The 21,284-nt window shown below is 45.9% G+C and carries 25 protein-coding genes; 21 read left to right on the forward strand and 4 right to left on the reverse strand.

Translation table 11 applies throughout. The features are described from left to right. Window position 1 precedes the first annotated feature (1 nt). From RQP52_RS03425 to glnA, 8 genes are all read left to right on the forward strand, one after another. Complete coding sequence (locus tag RQP52_RS03425; RefSeq protein ID WP_315949474.1) at window positions 2-1,003, forward strand: lipoate--protein ligase; 1,002 nt, start codon at window positions 2-4, stop codon at window positions 1,001-1,003. A gap of 37 nt (window positions 1,004-1,040) precedes the next feature. Further along, window positions 1,041-1,667, forward strand: coding sequence for a histidine phosphatase family protein (locus tag RQP52_RS03430; protein WP_315949475.1), 627 nt, complete (start codon window positions 1,041-1,043; stop codon window positions 1,665-1,667). A gap of 25 nt (window positions 1,668-1,692) precedes the next feature. After that, on the forward strand, window positions 1,693-1,995 hold the full coding sequence (locus RQP52_RS03435) for an antibiotic biosynthesis monooxygenase family protein (protein WP_315949476.1): 303 nt from the start codon (window positions 1,693-1,695) through the stop codon (window positions 1,993-1,995). 136 nt (window positions 1,996-2,131) lie between these two features. Further along, window positions 2,132-3,100 (forward strand): AAA family ATPase, encoded by a 969-nt coding sequence (locus RQP52_RS03440; protein WP_315949477.1) that lies wholly within the window; start codon window positions 2,132-2,134, stop codon window positions 3,098-3,100. Window positions 3,101-3,285: 185 nt separating this feature from the next. Continuing rightward, window positions 3,286-4,614 (forward strand): GTPase HflX, encoded by a 1,329-nt coding sequence (gene hflX / locus RQP52_RS03445; RefSeq protein ID WP_315949479.1) that lies wholly within the window; start codon window positions 3,286-3,288, stop codon window positions 4,612-4,614. A 2-nt stretch (window positions 4,615-4,616) separates the two neighbouring features. Further along, on the forward strand, window positions 4,617-5,867 hold the full coding sequence (locus tag RQP52_RS03450; protein ID WP_315949481.1) for a methionine gamma-lyase family protein: 1,251 nt from the start codon (window positions 4,617-4,619) through the stop codon (window positions 5,865-5,867). Between the two features lie 96 nt (window positions 5,868-5,963). Then, on the forward strand, window positions 5,964-6,374 hold the full coding sequence (locus tag RQP52_RS03455) for a MerR family transcriptional regulator (RefSeq protein WP_127451665.1): 411 nt from the start codon (window positions 5,964-5,966) through the stop codon (window positions 6,372-6,374). 38 nt (window positions 6,375-6,412) lie between these two features. Beyond that, window positions 6,413-7,753, forward strand: coding sequence for a type I glutamate--ammonia ligase (glnA, locus tag RQP52_RS03460; protein WP_315949483.1), 1,341 nt, complete (start codon window positions 6,413-6,415; stop codon window positions 7,751-7,753). Between the two features lie 111 nt (window positions 7,754-7,864). Here the strand turns inward: glnA and RQP52_RS03465 are convergent, their stop codons facing one another. The 4 genes from RQP52_RS03465 to RQP52_RS03480 form a co-directional block, all read right to left on the reverse strand. Beyond that, window positions 7,865-8,998 (reverse strand): site-specific integrase, encoded by a 1,134-nt coding sequence (locus RQP52_RS03465; protein ID WP_315949484.1) that lies wholly within the window; start codon window positions 8,996-8,998, stop codon window positions 7,865-7,867. A gap of 153 nt (window positions 8,999-9,151) precedes the next feature. Next, complete coding sequence (locus RQP52_RS03470) at window positions 9,152-9,718, reverse strand: suppressor of fused domain protein (protein WP_315949485.1); 567 nt, start codon at window positions 9,716-9,718, stop codon at window positions 9,152-9,154. A 161-nt stretch (window positions 9,719-9,879) separates the two neighbouring features. After that, entirely contained in the window at window positions 9,880-10,335 is a 456-nt protein-coding gene (locus tag RQP52_RS03475; RefSeq protein WP_315949486.1) for an ImmA/IrrE family metallo-endopeptidase, read from the reverse strand. A gap of 11 nt (window positions 10,336-10,346) precedes the next feature. After that, on the reverse strand, window positions 10,347-10,781 hold the full coding sequence (locus RQP52_RS03480; protein WP_315949487.1) for a helix-turn-helix domain-containing protein: 435 nt from the start codon (window positions 10,779-10,781) through the stop codon (window positions 10,347-10,349). A 104-nt stretch (window positions 10,782-10,885) separates the two neighbouring features. Here RQP52_RS03480 and RQP52_RS03485 point away from each other — a divergent pair, with 104 nt between their 5' ends. From RQP52_RS03485 to RQP52_RS03545, 13 genes are all read left to right on the forward strand, one after another. Further along, window positions 10,886-11,134, forward strand: coding sequence for a helix-turn-helix transcriptional regulator (locus RQP52_RS03485; RefSeq protein WP_315949488.1), 249 nt, complete (start codon window positions 10,886-10,888; stop codon window positions 11,132-11,134). A gap of 123 nt (window positions 11,135-11,257) precedes the next feature. Then, window positions 11,258-11,527, forward strand: a complete 270-nt coding sequence (locus RQP52_RS03490) for a group-specific protein (RefSeq protein WP_315949489.1) — start codon at window positions 11,258-11,260, stop codon at window positions 11,525-11,527. A 131-nt stretch (window positions 11,528-11,658) separates the two neighbouring features. Next, the gene (locus RQP52_RS03495) at window positions 11,659-11,856 is read left to right on the forward strand and encodes a helix-turn-helix transcriptional regulator (protein ID WP_315949490.1); all 198 of its coding nucleotides are present in this window, start codon (window positions 11,659-11,661) and stop codon (window positions 11,854-11,856) included. 72 nt (window positions 11,857-11,928) lie between these two features. Then, window positions 11,929-12,369, forward strand: coding sequence for a hypothetical protein (locus RQP52_RS03500; protein WP_315949491.1), 441 nt, complete (start codon window positions 11,929-11,931; stop codon window positions 12,367-12,369). Continuing rightward, window positions 12,347-13,543, forward strand: a complete 1,197-nt coding sequence (locus RQP52_RS03505; RefSeq protein WP_315949492.1) for a DUF2800 domain-containing protein — start codon at window positions 12,347-12,349, stop codon at window positions 13,541-13,543. Before RQP52_RS03500 ends, RQP52_RS03505 begins: the two co-directional genes overlap by 23 nt. Before the next feature lie 24 nt (window positions 13,544-13,567). After that, a complete protein-coding gene (locus RQP52_RS03510; RefSeq protein WP_315949494.1) occupies window positions 13,568-14,125 on the forward strand; it encodes a DUF2815 family protein in 558 nt (185 codons plus the stop codon). Window positions 14,126-14,180: 55 nt separating this feature from the next. After that, window positions 14,181-14,564: a nucleoside triphosphate pyrophosphohydrolase family protein gene (locus RQP52_RS03515; RefSeq protein ID WP_315949495.1), complete on the forward strand. Its 384-nt coding sequence runs from the start codon at window positions 14,181-14,183 to the stop codon at window positions 14,562-14,564. Further along, window positions 14,561-14,890 carry a hypothetical protein gene (locus tag RQP52_RS03520; protein ID WP_315949496.1) on the forward strand — a complete coding sequence of 110 codons (330 nt, stop codon included), beginning with the start codon at window positions 14,561-14,563 and terminating at the stop codon, window positions 14,888-14,890. Before RQP52_RS03515 ends, RQP52_RS03520 begins: the two co-directional genes overlap by 4 nt. Further along, window positions 14,887-16,833, forward strand: coding sequence for a DNA polymerase (locus RQP52_RS03525; protein ID WP_315949498.1), 1,947 nt, complete (start codon window positions 14,887-14,889; stop codon window positions 16,831-16,833). The genes RQP52_RS03520 and RQP52_RS03525 overlap by 4 nt, the downstream gene beginning before the upstream one ends. Window positions 16,834-17,027: 194 nt before the next feature. Further along, window positions 17,028-18,122: a DNA (cytosine-5-)-methyltransferase gene (gene dcm, locus RQP52_RS03530; RefSeq protein ID WP_315949500.1), complete on the forward strand. Its 1,095-nt coding sequence runs from the start codon at window positions 17,028-17,030 to the stop codon at window positions 18,120-18,122. After that, window positions 18,115-18,324, forward strand: coding sequence for a hypothetical protein (locus RQP52_RS03535; RefSeq protein ID WP_315949502.1), 210 nt, complete (start codon window positions 18,115-18,117; stop codon window positions 18,322-18,324). Before dcm ends, RQP52_RS03535 begins: the two co-directional genes overlap by 8 nt. Further along, a complete protein-coding gene (locus tag RQP52_RS03540) occupies window positions 18,306-18,869 on the forward strand; it encodes a hypothetical protein (protein WP_315949504.1) in 564 nt (187 codons plus the stop codon). Before RQP52_RS03535 ends, RQP52_RS03540 begins: the two co-directional genes overlap by 19 nt. 18 nt (window positions 18,870-18,887) lie before the next feature. Beyond that, entirely contained in the window at window positions 18,888-21,230 is a 2,343-nt protein-coding gene (locus RQP52_RS03545) for a virulence-associated E family protein (protein ID WP_315949506.1), read from the forward strand. The last annotated feature ends 54 nt before the right edge of the window (window positions 21,231-21,284 follow it).

Here is a 21,284-nt window from a genome sequence, read left to right on the forward strand (position 1 = left end):
CATGCAATTTATAGATAACGAAGGAATAACAGATCCACGGATCAACTTGGCGATCGAGGAATACGCGTTAAGGCATCTACCTGATCAGGACAGTTACCTGCTTTTTTATATGAACGAACCATCTATTATTATTGGCAAAAATCAAAACACCCTGGAAGAAATCAATCCGGAATATGTGAAAGATCACAACTTGCACGTTGTTCGCAGACTATCCGGCGGCGGAGCTGTTTACCATGACTTAGGCAATTTGAATTTTAGTTTCATTACCAAAGATGACGGGAATTCTTTTCACAATTTTCAAAAGTTTACGGAGCCTGTCGTAGAAGCCCTTCGCAAACTTGGGGTAGAAGCGGCATTAACAGGACGAAATGATATCCAGGTCGGCGAACGTAAAATTTCAGGCAATGCGCAATTTGCAACCAAAGGCCGGATGTTCAGCCATGGCACGCTTTTATTCAACTCTGAGATCGAAAATGTCGTGTCTGCGCTCAAGGTTAGCCCTGATAAAATTCAATCCAAGGGAATTAAATCGATTCGCAGCAGAGTCGCCAACATCGTTGAGTTTCTGGATGCTCCTTTAACGATTGAAGAATTCCGATTGAAACTATTGGCCTCCATATTCGGGATGGAGGCGTCGCAAGTGCCGACGTACAAGCTTTCAGATGAAGATTGGCGCCAAATTCGCAGCATATCCGAAGAACGTTACGGGAACTGGGACTGGAACTATGGCAAATCGCCGAAGAGTACGGTCCAAAACTCCAAGCGCTTCGAAGGTGTTGGGAAATTAGACGCTCGGTTAGCAATAGAAGAAGGCCTAATTCAAGATATTAAAATTTATGGCGATTTCTTCGGTGCTAGCGATGTAGCTGAGCTGGAAGAGGTGCTGCGCGGCTCTCGTTATGAAGAAAAAGCTGTAAGAGAGCGACTGGATGGCGTTGAAATGTGGCGGTACTTTGGCGCTTTGGAGCTTGACTCTTTCGTTGCTCTGCTCATGTTAACTTAATTAAATTTGGTTCAACCTGGGGGAGGGAAATCCGGTAATGACGAAACTATATTTAATCCGGCACGGGGAGACGCTTTGGAACGAGGAGCGGCGCATGCAAGGTCATATGGATTCACCGCTGTCGGCCTTAGGCGAGCAGCAAGCTTTATGGTTGTCCTACGCTTTGAAAGATGTTCCCTTTGAAGCCATGTACGCAAGCACCAGCGGTCGAACGCTGCAAACCGCGCGAATTATCAAGGGAAATCGTGATCTGGCGATTCAACCTTCCGATGAGTGGCGGGAAATGAATTTAGGCGACTGGGAGGGGCGCATCTCGGATGAAATTGAGCGATTAGACCCCGATAATTTCCATGCTTTTTGGCGTAATCCTGAAGCGTATCGTCCAACGCGAGGTGAAACGTACTCGGATCTGCAGAAGAGGGTTACTCCAGCACTTGAACAATTGCTTGCAGCACACGAGGGACAGACGATTGCACTGGTATCACACACCGTAACGCTGAAAGTCATTATGGCTTATTTTGAGCGGAGAGGGCTTGCTGAGCTCTGGAATCCGCCATATTTTCATCCAACGTGTTTAAGTCTAGTTGAAATCGTGAATAACGAGCCGCATATCCGTCTTCACGGTGACACTTCGCATTTCCAAGACGAAGCCTTCGGGTACTAACATTCAAACTTTAGGAGGAATTGCAATGATTCTGGAAGTAGCCATTTTACCTGTGATTGCCGGTAAAAATACAGAATTCGAAGCGGCATTTCGCGAAGCATCATCCCTTATTTCATCAATGAAAGGGTATGTATCGCATGAACTGCAGTCCTGTATCGAAGATGGGAACAAATATCTGCTCCTTGTGCAATGGGAGACGCTTGAGGACCATACCGTAGGGTTCCGAGGCTCAGCTGAGTACCAGGAATGGCGCAAACTGCTGCATCATTTCTATGATCCTTTCCCGGTTGTAGAGCATTACACGCTAACGCAAACTTATGGCAAATAAAGCTGAAAGCTTCCGACTTGGCTCGGGGGCTTTTTCTGTGGGTATAAGCGCTAATGATCGGTCTAAAAAACAAGGAATGAGCGTAGGATGGATAGATACCATCCATCGAAACCAACTTGTAAACGAGGTGATCCTCATGAGTGGTCGGAGCTTGCCATCCAGACAGATCAACATCGTCTTGCGGCAGCCAGAGCAGCGGCGAGCGGTTGATAGCGCCGGCGACCAGCTTCATGCTTCGCCGCAGGCCGAAACAGAACCGCAGCAAACCGGAAAAAGGACACCGCTTGAGGGTCCGTTATCGGATATTTTTAAAGAGCTGAATCAATTGATAGGGCTTGATAATGTCAAAGAATTGGTGCATGAAATCTATGCGCTGCTCCAAATTTCACAATTCCGCGCAGAGGCCGGATTAATCAGCAATGCGCATGTGTACCATATGATTTTCAAAGGGAGTCCCGGAACGGGGAAAACGACGGTGGCCCGACTGATGGGACGCATGTTTCACGCAATGGGTGTGCTAAGCAAGGGGCACTTTATTGAAGTGGAACGGGCAGATCTCGTAGGCGAATACATTGGACATACAGCTCTGAAGACGAGGGAATTGATGAAAAAGGCGATGGGCGGTATCCTGTTCATCGATGAAGCCTACAGCTTGGCGCGTGGTGGGGATAAAGACTTCGGGAAGGAATCGATCGATGCGCTGGTCAAAGGCATGGAGGATAAAAAGAATGACTTTATTCTGATTCTTGCCGGCTATAGCGACGAGATGGAGCAATTCCTTGCTACGAATCCCGGGTTGCCTTCCAGGTTCCCGATTCAAATTGATTTTGAGGATTATCCAATTGAACAATTAATTCAGATTACGGAACTTATGGCCAAAGACCGTGAATATGTGCTTATGCCGCAAACGGTAATGAAGCTTAAACAGCATTTGATGGAGGAGAAGGCAGCAACTTGGCGGGCTTTTAGCAATGCAAGATACGTTCGTAATATTCTGGAGAAAGCGATGAGGCATCAAGCGGTGAGGCTGCTCAGTCAATATGTGAATGCCCCTTCCAAATCGGAATTAATGTCGATACGGCCCGAAGATATGAAGTTTAAATGAACATTAAGAAAGCTGTTTAACTTTTTTAAGTTAAATGGCTTTTTTTCTTGTTGATATTGCTATAATTGAATTTTCCTTCGCAGCAAATTGACTTTCCCAAGCATTTCCTACACAATGATGAAGGAATCTGCCGATTTAAGTGGATTTCAATCGTGAAAGTGCAAGGTAAAGGAGAACAATCACTTATGAAAACAACTTCACATATGGTTGAAAAAGAAATCGATGATCGTGCTGTGCTCGTAAGTCTGGTTACACAGAAACAGAAGCGCAATGAAGCTATTGCCGAATATTCGCTCCAAGAGCTCGTGAAACTGGCTGAAACCGCTGGTGTTCAGGTTTTGGAAACCATGACGCAGAACAAAGAGACGAAGGATAGCAAATGGTTCATCGGAAAAGGGAAAGTCGATGAACTTAAGGCAATGTTGGAAGAGTTGGGAGGCAACACGGCGATATTTGATCAAGAGTTATCGGGGGCTCAAGTCCGTAATCTGGAAGCGGCTCTCGACGTCAAAATCATTGATCGCACACAGCTTATTCTAGATATATTCGCGCAGCGCGCCAAGACGCGAGAAGGCATTATCCAGGTTGAACTGGCACAGCTCAGCTATTTGCTTCCAAGGCTTTCCGGCCAAGGGAAGAACCTTTCCAGGCTAGGCGGCGGTATCGGTACGAGAGGACCCGGGGAGTCCAAGCTGGAGACAGATCGCAGGCATATCCGGGGTCGTATAGACGAGTTGAAGGCACAGCTTGAAGAAGTCGTTCGACATCGTACCCTGCACCGGGAGCGAAGGAAGAAGACCGGAGTGTTCCAGGTTGCCCTGGTTGGCTATACGAATGCCGGCAAATCAACATTATTGAAACAATTGACGCAAGCAGACGTCTATATTGAGAATCAGCTTTTTGCAACTTTAGACCCGACATCACGAACGATGGAACTGCCAAGCGGCAAAGAGATCGTTCTTACAGATACCGTAGGATTTATTCAAAATCTGCCGCATGATCTTGTAGCTTCATTCCGTGCTACCTTGGAGGAGGCCAATGAAGCCGATCTCATTCTTCATGTCGTTGACAGCTCCACAGATATGCGCAATGAGCAGATGCGTGTCGTAGGTGAAGTACTTCAGGAGCTAGGCGCGCATCAGAAGGAACAACTTACGATTTTCAACAAAATCGATGCTTGTTCTCAGGAAGAGCGAGAAATGCTGACGGCCGAAGGAGAATTTCTGAAGATCAGCGCTTTCGATCAAGAGGATTTGGAACGTTTGCGGATCGCTATTCAAGAGAAGTTGATGGGGGAGAGCAAAGAGTTTCGTATTCCTGCTGATAAAGGAGACGTCATCTCTTTGATGTACCGAATCGGAGAAGTGCTTGAGACGGATGTGGACGGCGAGGATATGGTGTTCAAAGTCCGTGTGAACAAAGATGATTATGTAAAAGTAGCTTATCAGTTGGTTGCTTATGACCAACAGGCGAAGCAAGGGCAGCAAGAGGACAGCGAGGGAGAGATTTATTAATCATGCAATTTGGGGATAAAGTCATGTCGTTGATGGAAAGTGCTGAACGCCAAGCCGAAAGCGCTTTTCGTCACATTGAAAAAACAATCGATCTGAATCAATGGAAAGTGATCAACGCTTTTCAGAAACATAAAGTAAGTGATTACCATTTTGCCTCCTCCACAGGTTATGGGTACAATGATCGTGGCAGAGAGGTGCTCGATCTTGTGTATGCGGATAGCTTTGGAGCAGAGGCAGCGCTTGTTCGACCGCATTTTGTGTCAGGAACACACACGATTGGGACGGCATTGTTCGGTGTGCTTCGACCAGGCGAACATCTACTTTACATCACAGGGAAGCCCTATGACACCTTGCATAAGGTGATTGGCAAACCTGGCGACGGCACAGGCTCGCTGCAGGACTTCGGTATAGGCTACGACGAGGTAGCCTTGCTGGAGGATGGATCGCCCGACTGGGCGGCTATCGCAGCTGCTATTCAGCCGAACACGAAGGTGATCGGCATTCAACGCTCACGCGGCTACTCCTGGCGGCAGTCGTTCACAATCGAACAAATCGGAGAGATGGTCCGATTCGTCAAAGAAGTAAACCCCAATCTTATCGTTTTCGTCGATAATTGCTATGGGGAGTTCACCGAGCTGCAGGAGCCGACACAGGTTGGTGTCGATCTGATGGCCGGTTCACTGATCAAAAACCCCGGAGGCGGCATAGCGCCATCCGGCGGCTATATTGCCGGGCGGCAGGATCTCGTGGACCTTGCCGCCTATCGATTGACCGCCCCTGGCATTGGGGGCGAGGTTGGGGCCATGCTCGGTGCTACGCGAGCCATGTTTCAAGGGCTATTCCTTGCCCCGCATCTGGTTGGGCAAGCGGTTAAGGGCTCGGTGTTCGCAAGCGCCGTATTCGAACAGCTGGGCTTCGAGAGCCATCCGCGTTGGGACGCTCAGCGGACGGATTTAATCCAAGCGATCCGTTTCACGTCGGCGGATCACCTGATCACGTTCGTGCAGGGCATCCAGAAAGCGGCTGCCGTGGATTCGCACGTGGTGCCTGAGCCGTGGGATATGCCCGGCTATGAGCATCCCGTCATTATGGCGGCTGGGACTTTCATCCAGGGCGGCAGCCTGGAGCTGTCCGCCGATGCTCCGATCCGCGAGCCGTTCATCGCGTATATGCAGGGAGGACTTACCTATTCACATTGTAAGTTAGGGGTGCTTACGGCAATCCAACATATGGTAGACAAGGGATTGCTTTGAAAAATAAGTCTGTGAACAAACCTTACACTCCTTGACACGTTTTTGTTACTTAGGTACAATATAGGAGAGGTACTTAACTTTGCAGGAGTGATTAGCATGAGTGATGAAATACGTAGAAATATGGCGTTATTCCCTATCGGGATCGTCATGAAGCTGACGGATCTAACCGCAAGACAAATTCGATATTACGAGCAGCATGAGCTTATTATTCCAGCCAGAACAGGCGGCAATCAACGACTTTACTCCTTTAATGATGTTGAACGACTACTTGAAATTAAAGATTTGATTGAAAAAGGCGTGAACATCGCAGGGATCAAGCAGGTGCTCATCCCCGTCGATAAAGATTCGGAAGATGCTACGATTTTGAACGAGCATACGGAAGTTAAACGTAAGGAACTAACCGACTCCCAACTGCACAAAATGCTTAAACAGCAGTTGATAGGCGGGGGCAAGCGTCCGGATCAGGTTTCCCTCATCCAAGGACAGCTTTCCCGTTTTTATAAATAACACTCCGTAAGCGCTTGTAAAATGAGAGGAGAATGAACGTGACTTACAACAACAACTATACCAAAGAAGATATTTTGCGCATTGCTAGAGAACAAAATGTTCGCTTCATTCGCTTGCAGTTTACGGACTTGATGGGAAGTATCAAGAACGTTGAGATTCCTTTCAGCCAGCTTGAAAAAGCGTTAGACAACAAAATGATGTTTGACGGTTCTTCCATCGAAGGTTATGTGCGTATTGAAGAGTCTGATATGTACCTGTACCCGGATTTGGATACATGGGTGATCTTCCCTTGGGTAACGGAAAGCAAAGTGGCTCGCTTGATCTGCGATATCTATTTGCCGGATGGGCGTCCATTCCCTGGCGATCCTCGCGCTATCTTGAAAACAGCGCTGAAGCAAGCGGAAGAACTCGGCTACACAGCGATGAATGTTGGTCCTGAACCGGAGTTTTTCTTGTTCAAAACCGATGAAAAAGGTAATCCGACGACTGAACTGAACGATCAAGGCGGATACTTTGATTTGGCTCCGATGGATCTCGGTGAAAACTGCCGTCGCGATATCGTGCTAACGCTGGAAGAAATGGGCTTTGAGATTGAAGCATCTCACCATGAAGTAGCTCCTGGTCAGCACGAAATCGACTTCAAATATGCGGATGCGATTAAAGCGGCCGATCAAATTCAAACGTTTAAACTCGTTGTCAAAACCGTTGCTAGACAGCATGGTCTACATGCTTCCTTTATGCCTAAGCCATTGTTCGGCATGAACGGTTCTGGCATGCACTGTCACCAATCCTTATTCAAAGGTGAAACCAATGCGTTTTACGATGAGTCCGACAAGTTAGGTTTAAGTAATGTTGCAAGACATTATATGGCAGGTGTACTTCGCCATGCCCGTTCCTTTGCAGCGATTACGAACCCTACGGTTAACTCCTATAAACGTCTCGTACCTGGCTACGAAGCACCTTGTTACGTCGCATGGTCTGCGAGCAACCGTAGTCCGATGATTCGTATCCCGGCTTCCCGCGGCTTAAGCACGCGCGTTGAAGTTCGTAATCCGGATCCGGCTGCGAACCCATACTTGGCGCTTGCTGTTATGCTTGCGGCTGGCCTGGACGGCATCAAAAACAAAATGCAGCTGCCTCCTCCAACGGATCGTAACATTTATGTGATGACGGAAGAAGAGAGAGAAAGCCAAGGCATTCCAAGCTTGCCACTCAACTTGAAACAAGCTTTGGACGAGCTGCTGCGCGATGATGTTATCTGCGACACATTAGGCGAACATGCTTTAGCACATTTCTATGAGCTCAAAGAAATCGAGTGGGATATGTACCGCACACAAGTTCACCAATGGGAAAGAGATCAATATCTAAGTTTATACTAATTCGTTAATCCCTTGGCGCTCTAGGCGTCGAGGGGTTTTTTAGTTGGTGGGCGATATTGCTTTTTGGTCAATCATTGAGTGGCGCCCCCAAAACACCCACAAATTTTAAAATTATTTGGTGATGTTTTGCATATGCCTTTCGAATTTATCCATATTGTTTGACTCGATTTTTTTAGAAATGTGGGCGTATACATCAGATGTGATTTGGATGCTACCATGACCTAATCTTTCTTGTACGAATTTCATATCAGCCCCTGCTTCAAGAAGCATGACTGCATGTGTATGGCGTAGCGAATGAATGGGGAGGGGAGGTAAGCCAGCTTTTTTGATAATACGTTCAAATGCATTGAATAGGGAAGATTTAGGCATTATATCGCCGTCGTTGCGACATAGCACTAAATTTAAATCATGCCGATATATTTCATTTAGCGCTAGCTTGTTTTGATTTTGAACGTTCATATTGTGCCTTAAATCGTTCACTAGCCCTTGGCTAATCTTAATTGTTCTTGGGGAATTAAAAGTCTTTGTATCACCAAATAATTCTTCTCCTTCTCCGGCTTGAAAATCCAGGGTTTTTGTAATGGATATAGTATGGTTCTTCCAATCAACATCAGTCCATTGCAATGCGGCTGCCTCGCCTTTACGCATACCTGTTTCTATTAATAGCTTAAAAAATATCCAATAGATATATCCGTACTTATGGGCAGCTTGTAAAAACGATTGTATGTCATGTGACTCAATAAATTGAATACTGTTGTTTTTCTTGTGCCCTTTAATGGTGACGCCGTTGCAAGGGTTCTTTTCAATTTTTCCAAGAATAATGGCTTTTTCCATCGCATTATGAAAAGTAGAATTGACTAATTCTACAGTGCGTTTACTGTATCCCTTATCGGCAAGGGAATTAAGAAACGACTGGTACATAATTGGTTTGATATCTCTTAACTTAATTGATTTAAAGTAAGGTTTGATGTGATTTTTAATGTTGTTGCTATGAAGCGCTATTGTATTTTTTCTAACTGTGCCGCTTTTATATTCTTTTATCCAGAGTTCTAAATAATTTATTAGAGGTAAATCAGTTTGCTCATAACCTTCTCGTAATTTCTTCTCGATCTCAGCCGCGGCTAGCTGAGCTTCCTTTTTAGTCTCAAATCCTCTCTGTGACTTTTCCTTGAATTTCTGAGTGAAAGGATCTTTGTATTTAACCCTAAATTCCCATCCTGTGCTTAATTTTTTAAAGCTAGCCATTTAAAAACTCCTCTCGTGTGAACATATGTTCGGTAAAAAGTATATGAAAAACCGCCTCGCAGCGGTGAAAGCGCAAGTTCTTAAATTTATTATTAGATTAGTGGGGACATAAGAAGGTGGTGAGAGGAATCATAAATTGTTTATAAGAAACTTTCAGACAATACTTAATCTATTAAAGTCAATTAAATCAGGATTTATATCAACTAGCATGTCTTCAAACTTATCCCATCCATACTTCTTGATAAAGTCTGCTTCCTGAGAGGTTATTGGTATTACCCATGCTTGTATGATTGCTGTCTTATTGTCAATATCAAATGCGAAAAATTCATCGGTGAAATATACTGGGGATGTAACATATAGAGCCTCTAGTTCCGAGTTATCAAATAGTTTACCATTAGGACCAATAACATCACCTCTTAAGTAAGCTCTTTTGTTTCTCAATGCTAATTGACCTATTTCCTGAAGAATACCTGGAATATTATTATCTCCGAAAGATGAATACGCATTAAATATTAGTTCTTGTCGTATTTGTTTTCCTGATACAATAGATGTCAAATCTTCATTACTCAATCCTAATGTTGAGTATGAAACAGTACCTGGAAAAGGCCCTCCGGCATACTTTACAATCTGAAATGGAAGTTTTTGATTATTCTCATTATTACTCCAACCATATTGAATGGTTCCCAGATGCTTTTCTAAAAATTCAGTATATTTATTCATTAGTCGTTCCTATTCCCTTCTCTTCGGTTACAAGATGGACATAGTTTTCCACCATTAAGTCCAGGTTCTGCTTCATCCCAATTTCTTTGTACTGTTGGTTTTCTACCCCCCCACGATCCGTTACTAGCCCTCAAGGATTCTGATGCTCGATAGAACTAACGTTATTTCGTTAAACTCGAATTCCAAGAATTTCCCTTTGGTTCTGGTCTTTTCTTAAAATGAGCAAGCTCTAAGGGAACCCCACAAACTAGTGCGGCCTCATAGATCGTCATACCATTCAACAATAGGCTATCAGGAATGAGGAGATTAACAGCAAATTGATTTGCCTCTCTCTCGTACTTACCAGGATTGGAGAGTGTATGTTCATCCAGCCAGAAGCGACTTAATCCAGGATGGAGACGGTTATGGCCTATCTCATGAGCGCAAACGAATTTCATCCATTCCTCCGATAAATCTTCATGCAGAACAATGAACCTTTGTCTTAGGGTTTTGTAATATAAGCCGCGTGTGCCATCTTCAAATCGTGCATAGCGGATATGAATATTTAAACCATTTGCAATCACAAAGGGGTCATTACTTTTAAATTTTTTAATTAGTTTAGTTATCTTTTCGTACAACCGGCATCCACCTACTCTTTGTCGTCTTCTGTGGTGTTGGTCTTGATGTCTTTCTTTCTGCCGTAAGTTTTTTTGTTCATTTCCTTTGCTTCCCAGAAAAGCCCGGTAAGTACATCTAATACACGTTGACGTGATTCCCCTTCAATTGGTACACCGTCAAACATTACTGGTAGGTCTTCTTGAAGCATCTTTTTAAAATCCCGTTTGTCTTTAGATGTTGCCCAAGAAGGTAAATTACTCTCTGTTATATGGTTTCTACCAAGGATAGAGTCCGAACTTACTTTATGGAAATCAGCCAGCTTGTCTATAAAATCAATATCTGGTTTAGCGATATTATTCTCCCACGAGTTATAACGTGCGCGTTTAATACCTAAAACTTCGGCCATCTGATCCTGGGTCAACCCTTTTTTTTCTCTTAGTTCAGTTAATCGTTGTCCAATCTTCATAATTCGACACCCTCCGATATTTTTGATAAAGAAATTATCAAAAAGTATTGACGATAAAATAATTATCAAATATAATCAGAGTTACAAAGGAGGTGAAAACGACAATGGCTCAAAAACGCCATTATTTCAAGAATTGTCGAAAACAGAAAGGCACTCAGTCTAAGGTTGCAGAAGATAACAATATTTCGACTGTGTATGTGCGCATGATCGAGAATGGAACATTTACTCCTGGCAGAGACTTGATGTTCCGACTCGCTAACTATTTTGAACAACCCGCAGAAGTCCTATTCCCTGATTACTTTGACAGGCTTGTTAATTATGCCCAAAGCGATAAAATAATTATCTATTCATAATATACTAGATAATATTCTTATCGTCAATTGATCAATAGAATTTTTTTTGAAGCTAATGATAATTAAATTATCAAATAAATCATTCAAGTTACTTTACTACCTTGGAAAGAATGAGGTGCATGAATGCTATCTGTAAAAATTGATGAGGCAGAAGTAAAAGAAATGTGCAGACAGCGCATTAGCGATCTTGTTAAAGAGGTCGAGTCTGAACTCGTATTTTGGGACTCTAATGAACTAAAACGTAGAACATGTATGAGCTGGGAGACGATCCAAAATAACTTCTTTTACGAACCTAATTTCCCGAAGTACAAAATTGGAGGTAAATGGTATTACCCGGTAAAAGAAACACGCTCTTTCCTTGAGTCATGGTTGATCAATCAGAGCAAGATTTAGGACCTTTTAACTAGTAGGAAGGATAAATCTCATGCGAGTAATTAAAAGAGGTGGCCGTTTATATGTCATGACGACATGCGGTAACCTGGTGAGCCTGGCCTTGATGCTGGCAGCCATGGAGGAACAACGTAATGAGAATAACCGCTCGACAAAAAGAACTACTGCAGCTCATGATTGAGGGCTTCACGCTTCACGAAGCAGCAAAGTTAATGTGCATATCGCCTAAGACGGCGACAAATTCCTTGATACCGGTACGCAAGAGCTTGAATGTACCTACCACGCAACAGGCCATTATGCTCCTTCTCAGAGCTGGCAAGTTAAAGCTATAGACGCCTCCGGCAAGAGGCGCCCCATTTAAAAACTTTCAACCAATAATCTACCGTAATCGGAGGCAACTATCCATGAATATTACAATTACTATCGACGCGCCGGAGCTTGTAGCGGCTATTAATAACTTGGCGGCAGCAATGAGCGGTAACGGACTTGCGACAGCTCTAACGGTTCCGGCTAAAGAGTCTGATACAACAGAAGGAGATGCAGCGGCAGCGGCAGCGGCAGCGGCAAAAGCGGCTAAGACAGCTAAGGCAGCGGAAACTGCAGCGGCGGCAGCAACTAAGGCGGCAAAAGCAGCAACAGCTAAAAAGACAGAGCCTACCGTGACTATTGAGGAAGTAAGAGCGGTAGCAAACCAACTCGTACAATCCGGTAAGCGTCCACAGCTCAAAGAGCTATTAACTAATGCCGGTGCTGAAAAGCTTTCAGAACTTAACGCGAGCGAGTACCAAAACTTTATTGACTCAGCAAAGGAGCTACTTGGCGATGACGCAGACGAGCTCTCATAACGAAAGAGCACATGCGAAGCTAAGCGCCTCCGGCGCTGAGCGCTGGATGGCCTGCACCGGCTCGCCTCAGTTCGAAGAGGGCTTTGAGGACGAAGAAACGGACTTCGCTAAAGAGGGAACGATAGCGCATGAGCTTTCCGAGATTCTTATCTCTCGGGAGCTCGGCCTTATCGATAAGCGCAAAGCTAACAGCCTCTTAAAGGCCAAGCAGAAAAGTGAGTATTACAACGCGGACATGCTTGGGTATGTAGAGCAATATGTAGATTTTGTCATGGAGCGCGTTAACGCTGCAAGGGCGATCACACATGACGCGGTAGTGCTGATAGAGCAAAGGCTCGATTTCAGCGAGTGGGTACCGGATGGCTTTGGAACTGGTGACATTTTAATTATCGCTGAGAGTTTTCTGGACATCATCGACTTGAAGTTTGGTAAGGGCGTCAAGAAGTACGCTCCTGAGAATCCACAAATGAAGCTCTACGGCCTTGGGGCTCTAAATATGTATGACGCGATTTATGACATTAAGAATGTCCGAATGACGATTGTACAGCCGAGACTAGATCATATCAGCACGGACGAGCTCACCGCTTTTGACTTATACGATTGGGCGGAAAGCACGGTAAGACCAATAGCCGAAGAGGCTTACAACGATGGCGGGACTTTCAAGCCAGGCGATCATTGCAAGTTTTGTAAGGGACGAGCGGTATGTAGAGCAAGGGCTGACGATTGCCTAGAGACCGTTGATACATACCAAGGCGCTGAGCTGAGCCTGGAGGAGATCGGGCTATTACTTGCCAAGGTGGACAGTATCGGCAAGTGGTGTAAGGAAGTAGCGGACCACGCTTATAAGCAGGCTACGCTTCACGGTAAAAAGATACCAGGCTATAAGTTGGTGGCAGGCCGGAGTAATCGGAAGTTTACTAACATCGGAACGGTCAAAGAGATTCTATTAGGCGAGGCGTATAAGTCCGAACAGATTGTCAAGCCGGAGGAGCTTATCAGCCTAACCGATATCGAGGCGCTCGTAGGAAAGAAAAAGTTTGAAAGCCTACTAGGTGGCTGTATCACTAAGGCGCCAGGAAAACCGGCTTTGGTTCCTGAGTCGGACAAGCGTGACGAGCTCAATAGCGCTAAAGCTGCTAAAGATGACTTCGACGACGATTTCATTGATAACTAAAAAACCTTAAAGGAGCAATTATACATGACTACTAGCCCAACAAAGATCACTACTAAAAAGGTTCGTTTCAATTTCTGCTATGTATGGACGCCGCAAGAGGGCGACGATGGCCGCAAGTCTTATGGCGTGTGCATCATGATTCCTAAAAGCGACACAGAAACGGTTGCTAAGATCAATGCTGCAATCAAGGTAGCCAAGGAAGAAGGTAAAAGCAAATGGGGCGGAAAGATTCCTCCGAATTGCAAAACGCCTTTACGTGATGGCGACACAGAGCGCGACCTGGACGTTAACCCAGAGTTTGCCGGTCATTGGTTCCTTAACGCTAACACTCTCCACCAACCGGGAATTATTGATAAAAACAAAGAGGAAATTTTGGACACTACCGAGTTTTATAGCGGTTGCTATGGCAGGGCATCCATTAATTTCTATCCTTATGACAGCAAAGGTAATAAAGGTATTGCGGCAGGCCTTAACAACCTTCAAAAGCTATCAGACGGTGAGCCATTGGGTGGCGGTAAGAGCCGAGCGGAAGACGATTTTGACGACGACTTCGAGGATGAAGACGGCGATCTGTTAGACTAATCAACTAAAAATCGGGAGGTTAACAGCCTCCCTTCCTATAGGAGGGAATAGATAAATGTCAACGATTAACGCGATGGCGGCAGCGATTAACGCGATGGCAGCGGAGGCTGCGATTAACGCGATGGCAGCGGAGGCTGCGAGAAACGCAAAGGAAAAAGGATGGGACGAAACTCCCGCTACTCCAGGCGAGGATATCGCACTAATGCACTCTGAGCTCTCTGAGGCTTTAGAAGATATCCGAAAAGGCTACGAGCTCAACGAGTACTATTACGAGGAAAACGGCGCTAAGCCTTGCGGAGTTCCGAGCGAATTGGCGGATACCGTCATCCGTATCGGTCATTTCTGTGCTAAGCACGGCATCGATTTAGGGGCAGCGATCAATATAAAAATGTCCTACAACGCTACGCGACCATATAAGCACGGGGGCAAAAAGCTATGAATAGAGAGCAAATCCTATCATTGAACATTAGCGACTTAGGGCAAAAGGTAAGAGAAGTTTCAAAGCTCCCTTTGTTCATGCCTGCCAGAGATAACGCGAGCACTTGGAGCTTGGTAGAGAATCTACGCGAGGCAGGCTTACAGGTGACTATTAACACGGCGAGTGAGAGTAGCATGGCCGTTATGAATGGTGACGCTAATATTGGTGACTGGCACGTTAACATAGGCGAGGAAACGGTAGAAGGTAGAGAGCATCATAGAGCCTATGCTACAACAATGCCCGAAGCGGTATGTAGAGCCTATCTGTTATTCCATTTCGGTTTATGAGCACTCTAAGAATTGACCTTGAGACGTTTAGCAGCGTGGACATCAAGAAACAAGGTATACACAAGTATGTGGAAAGTGAAGATTTTGAAATACTAATTTTCGCTTATGCCTTTGATGACGAGCCGGTTAGGGACATCGACCTTGCAAATTTTGAAGATATTCCGCCACATGTCCGAGTAGCGCTATTAGATCCAGCTATTAAGAAGACTGCTTACAACGCTGCTTTCGAAGTGGCTTGTCTGGAGAAGCACACAGGCCACAAGCTACGGCTAGAACAATGGGAATGTACAGCTGTTTGGGCTAACTATTTAGGCTTACCCGGCTATCTGGAAGGCGTAGCTAAGGTCCTTAATGTGGACATGCAAAAGGACGCTAAGGGTAAGGCGCTTATAAAGTATTTCTCCGTGCCTTGCAAGCCGACAAAAGTTAACGGCGGCAGGACTCGAAACTATCCACACCACGATGTGGCTAAGTGGAATGAATATTTGGCATATTGTCGGACTGACGTTGATGCAGAGAGAGCCGTGTCTAAGGCTCTTTCACGGTTCCCGGTTCCTGATTTCGAGTGGAGGTTATGGCGGCTCGATCAGCTTATTAATAATCGCGGTGTCGGCGTTGATAGGGAATTTGTCGAACACGCTATGGCTTGTGACGCTCAGTTCAAAGAACGAGCATTGACGGAAGCTAAAGAGCTTACAGGACTTGATAACCCTAACAGTGGCCCGCAACTTATGAGCTGGCTAGCTGACGAAGGCATTGAGACTGAGGACATTAAGAAAGATACCGTAAAGGATATTCTATCGACGCTTGACGGCGGTGTAGCCCAAAAGGTCCTAAAGCTCCGGCAAGAGCTCAGCAAAACGAGCGTCAAGAAATACACGGCTATTAGCCGAGCGGTCTGTATGGATGACAGGCTTAGAGGGACATTACAGTTTTACGGCGCTAACCGTACTGGACGATGGGCGGGGCGGATCTTTCAGCCTCAGAACTTACCGAAGAATTTCCTTAAGGACTTAGAGCTTGCTAGAGATATTGTACGGCGTGGAGACTATGAGCTGCTAGAAATGCTTTACGCCAGTGTGCCGGATACTCTTTCACAACTTCTACGTACATCGCTTATAGCCGGTCAGGGCTCGCGTTATATCGTATGTGACTTTAATAGTATTGAAGCTCGCGTTTTAGCCTGGGTGGCCGGTGAGGAGTGGGTACTTGACGTATTTAAGACACACGGCAAGATATATGAGGCTACGGCGGCAGGCATGTATAAAGTGCCTATTGAGCAAGTGGCCAAGGGCAGCAAAATGAGACAAAACGGTAAAGTGGCGGTTTTAGCCTGCGGATATGGCGGAGGCGTTAACGCTCTTATTGCTATGGGCGCTTTGCGTGACGGCATACCGGAGAATGAGCTTAAGCCGATTGTAGACGCTTGGCGAGCTGCTAACCCAATGATCGTTAAGCTATGGAGGCTAGTCGAGCAAGCAGCGGTTAAAGCCGTAGAGGTTGGCGGAAAGCATAAAGTTAGAGGCCTTATTACTTATTTTGTGCAAGGTGATTGGCTATTCTGTGAGCTACCTAGCGGCAGGCGCCTAAGCTATTATAAGCCGAAACTAGAAGCCGGTAACTTTGGAAAGATGCAGCTTAGTCATGAGGGCGTCGATCAGGAAACAAAGAAATGGGGTAGACGCCGCACATGGGGCGGGACACTCGTCGAGAACATTATCCAGGCTATAGCCCGTGATTGCTTAGCGGTGAGCATGTTAGCTGTAGAGCCTGCCGGTTATCCGATTGCTATCCATGTACATGACGAAGTTGTTTCAGAAGTACCGGACGGCTTTGGCAGCGTGGAGGCTATGAGCGAAATCATGTGTATGCCTATTCCATGGGCTCCAGGCTTACCGCTCAAGGCTGAGGGTTATGAGACAACATTCTATAAAAAGGACTGATTAACTTGGCTCATATGAATTGTTACGTTTGCGTGGATGGTTGCGGAGCTCATTTTGCTATTAGCTCTTTAGATGATAACGGAGTTCCTTCCTGTCCTGGTTGTGGCGGAGAGCAAACTTTGGATACTGGCGAAGTAATTGTTGACCCGAATATCGTAGGGCGTACCGTGGCTCTGAGAAGAGGATTGATATAAATGAACGTGTTAAGCCTGTTTGACGGCATGAGTTGCGGGAGGATTGCACTCGAACGCACAGGTATAAAAATAGATAATTATTTCGCCAGTGAGATAGACGAGCACGCGATCAAAGTTACAAAGCATAACTATCCCGACACCATCCATCTAGGGGATGTCACTAAAGTATACAGCTACGAGCTCCCAGATATTGACTTGCTTATAGGGGGCAGCCCTTGTCAAGGTTTCAGTTTTGCGGGTAAAGGACTTAATTTCGATGACCCTAGAAGCCGTCTATTCTTTGAGTATGTACGGCTGCTTAAAGAGTTGAAGCCTAAATATTTCTTACTTGAAAATGTAAAGATGAAAAAAGAATCCGAGGACGTTATCTCTGAGTACTTAGGAGTAAAGCCGATTGTTATAAATTCATCTCTTGTTTCCGCTCAAAACCGTGTGCGCCTCTATTGGACAAACATACCAGGTCTAGTTCAACCAGAGGACAGAGGTATCACTTGGGGAGACGTAAGAGAACACGGCGTAGAAGCTGATCGCTATTATTACACCGAAAAGGCTTTGCAATGGATGGAGCGTCATGGATACAGAAAACAAAAGGTTTTGAAGGTTCATGAAGATCACGAAAAAATGCAAATGATCGAAGCATCGCACCATAAAAACTATTCCTCGCAGAGGTTTTTCGGGATTTTAGATAATGGAATAGATAACGGAATTCAAAAACAAGCCATTGCGGCGATGCGCGGTCGCTACATTGAGAATGGAAATAGAAAAGATGGACAAGGAAAAACAGAACAATACATTGAGTTCAGGAATGACGGCAAGTCGAATTGTCTAACAACAGTTCAAAAAGATAACGTAGTCGTTCCGTTTGAACACTTCGAGCGTGTGCTTGCTGCTGAATTCGCATATCGATACATAACACCTTTGGAATGCGAGAGATTGCAGACAGTCCCAGACGGATATACGGCTTGTGTATCTAACTCTCAACGATACAGAATGCTCGGAAACGGTTGGACGGTAGACGTCATTGCGCACATATTACAAGGAATAAAAGAAGCCGAGACTTTAGACGCTGAGCTATGGGAGTTGCTATATGCATAATGATCATTACGGTAGACGCGACATAACGCGTGAGGGCTCGCCGCCTGGACCGGTTAAGACTTACACCCTATCAGCGGAGGAGCTTACCGAGCTAAGAGCCCGGACGGCTATTAACGATGTTAGGAACAGTGACGGCGGCAAGGTTAAAAGTCCGGTTAATAATTTTAAAGTGAGGGGACCTATATGCGATATTCGGAATTAGGTTTAAAGATCGGGGAGCTAGTAGATGAAAAGCAGGCAGCCTATGGCGATGCTTTCAGCAAGTGCGGTGAGTTCTTAAAGCTCCTTTACCCTAAAGGCATCGAGCCGGATAAGTACATTGACGCTCTTTGCCTGGTGCGAGTCTTTGACAAGCTCATGCGGATTGCTACGGACAAAGACGCTTTAGGAGAATCACCTTACCGGGATATTGCCGGGTATGGCTTGTTAGGCGCTATGCTTGCCGAGCTATCCGGCTTAAAGGCTAAAGCTGAGGAGCTTAAAGACTCTGACTTTGATTTTGAAGAATCAGAGCTTACATGTAGTAATTGCGGTAAGCCAGGTAACGGCGTACGGATAATTCCGGGACTACATACCGCAAGAGGATACAAAGCGGCTTTGTGCTATTCGTGCTCTCCTCCTGCGGCGGCTGCTGCGCTCAAGTGTGAGTGCTGCGGGACCATGAAGCCCTCTACTAGAGCGGTAACGAGAGGCGACAAGGTAAACCTATTTTGCGTCGATTGCTGCGAGGAGCCGGAAGACAATTGATATTAAGGAAGTGCAGCCATGCTAAATATATCCTATGGTCGGAATAGAGGGGACAAGAACTGGAAACCTAAGTACGGCGTAGAGTGGACGGAATTTGTTAAAGAGCTTAGGAATGTCCGCCGGACAGCCGAGACCATGCGGGAATATGACGCGATGGACAATGATGCTAGAAGCGATATAAAAGACGGCCCTTCATTTGTCGGCGGAGAGGTTAACGGAGGCCGGAGGCTAAGAGAGAGCGTTAGCAGCCGGTGTCTAATAACGCTCGATGCGGACCATGTAGAGAACGCGGACGACTTTATATTCGATGTAGAGCTTAACCTGGACGGCTATGCCTACTATATTTATTCGACTCATAGCCACAGAGCCAAGAAAGCTAAGTTTAGGCTAGTCTTACCGATCGATCGGGAAGCGAGCCCGGACGAATATGCAGCAGCCTGCCGGAAGCTAGCGGATGATATAGGCATGCACTACTTCGATAAGACAACCTTTCAAGTGCACCGGCTTATGTATTTCCCTTCATGCTCTAAGGACGCTAAGCCGGTAGGCATCGAGGGTGAAGGAGATCCGCTTTCCCTGGATGGCATCTTAGGCCGTTATGATGATTGGCGGGACGCTAGCACATGGCCTAGAGCTGCGGACGAAAAGACTTACCGGGAGTCATCCAAAAAGATGGAGGACCCAAGAGAAAAGGAGGGGCTAATTGGTGAGTTCTGTAGACAATACTCCATTACACAAGCTATTGCGGAATTTCTTCCGGAAGTCTATGAGGAAACCGCGTATTCTGATCGATTTACCTATATTGGTGCTTCTTCTAGCGCTGGCCTCATTGTATATGACGATGATACCTTTGCGTACTCTCAGCACGAAAGCGACCCGGCGAACGGAAGAGGCCTAAACGCTTTCGACCTGGTACGCATACACCTGTTCGGCGAGCAGGACCAGGACGCGAAGGCCTTTACCAACCATACGAAGCTCCCGAGCTTTCAGGCCATGCAGGAGTATGCATCCAAGATACCAGGCATCAAGTCTTCCATGCTTAGCTCCAGGCTATCGGCTGCGGAGGACTTTAAGGACGACGAGGCGGAGATAGATGACGATGCTTGGTTGTCTGAGCTAGACACGGACCCTAAAAACCCTATGATCATTAAACCCACAGCCGGAAACGTAGAGCTCATATTATCACATGGAGCCTTTAAAGGCGTGCTAGCTTATGACGAGTTTGCAAATGTGGAAGTCATCCGGGGAGACTTACCGTGGCGTAAGAGACTTAAGACAATAGATTCCTGCGAGCCTTGGCTATCGGCCGACGATGACCGGAGGGACCATTGGGTTAATAAGGTGTTTAACATCGATAAGGCTAACATGATTAAAAAGGCCTTTACTGAGGTGACTAGGAGCAATGCCTTTAATCCAGTTAAGGATTTTGTAGAGTCGGCCATATGGGACGGCCTGGAGCGAGCTGAGACTATTTTTATTAGATACTTGGGGGCCGATGATACTCACTATGTACGCCAGGCTACAAGGAAAATACTTTTAGCGGCCGTGACGAGAGTCTATAAGCCAGGAACGAAGTTCGACCAAATGTTAGTGCTGGTAGGTCCACAAGGGGCTGGCAAGAGCTCATTACTTGCTAGGCTTGGCGGCAAATGGTTCAGCGATGGCGTTAGAAATTTTGATAGCAAGGAAGCCGGGGAGCACTTACAGCGCGGTTGGATATTTGAAATCGGTGAACTATCAGCCATGAAGAAATCCGAGGTTGAAGAGGTTAAGGCTTTTATCTCTAAGACTGAGGACAGATACCGGCAGGCTTATGACAGACAGGTCTCTGAGTTTCCGCGTAAGGGCGTTTTCTTCGGTACAACCAATACGGCCGATTTCCTCCAGGATAAAACAGGTAACCGGCGTTTTTGGCCGATTGACGTTAACCCGGAAGCGGCCGAGGCGCAACATTGGGAAGAGTTCGACGAGCACGAAGTTAGCCAGGTGTGGGCCGAGGTGCTGGAGTGGTATAAATCCGGTGAGGGCTTGATGCTTGATGCGAAGGCTAAGGAAGAAGCGGAGGCCAACCAAGAGGAGCATATGGAGGAGGACCCCCGCGAAGGTGTTTTACACGCCTGGCTAAATAGTATTGATGAAGATACCGGAAAGCTAAGGGACGTTGTTTGCGCCGTGCAAGTTTGGCAAAAGTGCTTCGGCAATTATGGAAATGCTATTAAGCCTTGGGAGGCTAAAGACGTTTCGGCACTACTCCAAAGAGCTCCAGGTTGGAAAAAACAAAAGGCCCGGCGAGTCTTACCGGAGTATGGAAAACAAACAGTTTTTAAGCGGACATTAACCTATGACGAGCTCTTAGATTGATGGACAGTAAAATTTTAAGCCGTGGACAGTAAAATCCATTTGGACAGTAACTGG

Source organism: Paenibacillus violae, assembly GCF_032461945.1.
GTDB classification, from domain to species: Bacteria; Bacillota; Bacilli; order Paenibacillales; family NBRC-103111; genus Paenibacillus_E; species Paenibacillus_E violae.

Excerpts from the sequence above, each read along its gene's own strand:
- RQP52_RS03525 (WP_315949498.1), top strand. The coding sequence starts at position 14,887 with ATGAGCACTCTAAGAATTGACCTTGAGACGTTTAGCAGCGTGGACATC.
- RQP52_RS03535 (WP_315949502.1), top strand. The coding sequence starts at position 18,115 with ATGCATAATGATCATTACGGTAGACGCGACATAACGCGTGAGGGCTCG.
- RQP52_RS03455 (WP_127451665.1), top strand. The coding sequence starts at position 5,964 with ATGAGTGATGAAATACGTAGAAATATGGCGTTATTCCCTATCGGGATC.
- RQP52_RS03500 (WP_315949491.1), top strand. The coding sequence starts at position 11,929 with ATGAATATTACAATTACTATCGACGCGCCGGAGCTTGTAGCGGCTATT.
- RQP52_RS03465 (WP_315949484.1), bottom strand. The coding sequence starts at position 8,998 with ATGGCTAGCTTTAAAAAATTAAGCACAGGATGGGAATTTAGGGTTAAA.
- RQP52_RS03450 (WP_315949481.1), top strand. The coding sequence starts at position 4,617 with ATGCAATTTGGGGATAAAGTCATGTCGTTGATGGAAAGTGCTGAACGC.
- dcm (WP_315949500.1), top strand. The coding sequence starts at position 17,028 with ATGAACGTGTTAAGCCTGTTTGACGGCATGAGTTGCGGGAGGATTGCA.
- RQP52_RS03470 (WP_315949485.1), bottom strand. The coding sequence starts at position 9,718 with ATGAATAAATATACTGAATTTTTAGAAAAGCATCTGGGAACCATTCAA.
- RQP52_RS03545 (WP_315949506.1), top strand. The coding sequence starts at position 18,888 with ATGCTAAATATATCCTATGGTCGGAATAGAGGGGACAAGAACTGGAAA.
- RQP52_RS03540 (WP_315949504.1), top strand. The coding sequence starts at position 18,306 with ATGCGATATTCGGAATTAGGTTTAAAGATCGGGGAGCTAGTAGATGAA.
- RQP52_RS03505 (WP_315949492.1), top strand. The coding sequence starts at position 12,347 with ATGACGCAGACGAGCTCTCATAACGAAAGAGCACATGCGAAGCTAAGC.
- RQP52_RS03520 (WP_315949496.1), top strand. The coding sequence starts at position 14,561 with ATGAATAGAGAGCAAATCCTATCATTGAACATTAGCGACTTAGGGCAA.
- RQP52_RS03510 (WP_315949494.1), top strand. The coding sequence starts at position 13,568 with ATGACTACTAGCCCAACAAAGATCACTACTAAAAAGGTTCGTTTCAAT.
- RQP52_RS03435 (WP_315949476.1), top strand. The coding sequence starts at position 1,693 with ATGATTCTGGAAGTAGCCATTTTACCTGTGATTGCCGGTAAAAATACA.
- RQP52_RS03485 (WP_315949488.1), top strand. The coding sequence starts at position 10,886 with ATGGCTCAAAAACGCCATTATTTCAAGAATTGTCGAAAACAGAAAGGC.
- RQP52_RS03495 (WP_315949490.1), top strand. The coding sequence starts at position 11,659 with ATGAGAATAACCGCTCGACAAAAAGAACTACTGCAGCTCATGATTGAG.
- RQP52_RS03515 (WP_315949495.1), top strand. The coding sequence starts at position 14,181 with ATGTCAACGATTAACGCGATGGCGGCAGCGATTAACGCGATGGCAGCG.
- RQP52_RS03490 (WP_315949489.1), top strand. The coding sequence starts at position 11,258 with ATGCTATCTGTAAAAATTGATGAGGCAGAAGTAAAAGAAATGTGCAGA.
- RQP52_RS03440 (WP_315949477.1), top strand. The coding sequence starts at position 2,132 with ATGAGTGGTCGGAGCTTGCCATCCAGACAGATCAACATCGTCTTGCGG.
- RQP52_RS03430 (WP_315949475.1), top strand. The coding sequence starts at position 1,041 with ATGACGAAACTATATTTAATCCGGCACGGGGAGACGCTTTGGAACGAG.
- RQP52_RS03480 (WP_315949487.1), bottom strand. The coding sequence starts at position 10,781 with ATGAAGATTGGACAACGATTAACTGAACTAAGAGAAAAAAAAGGGTTG.
- hflX (WP_315949479.1), top strand. The coding sequence starts at position 3,286 with ATGAAAACAACTTCACATATGGTTGAAAAAGAAATCGATGATCGTGCT.
- RQP52_RS03425 (WP_315949474.1), top strand. The coding sequence starts at position 2 with ATGCAATTTATAGATAACGAAGGAATAACAGATCCACGGATCAACTTG.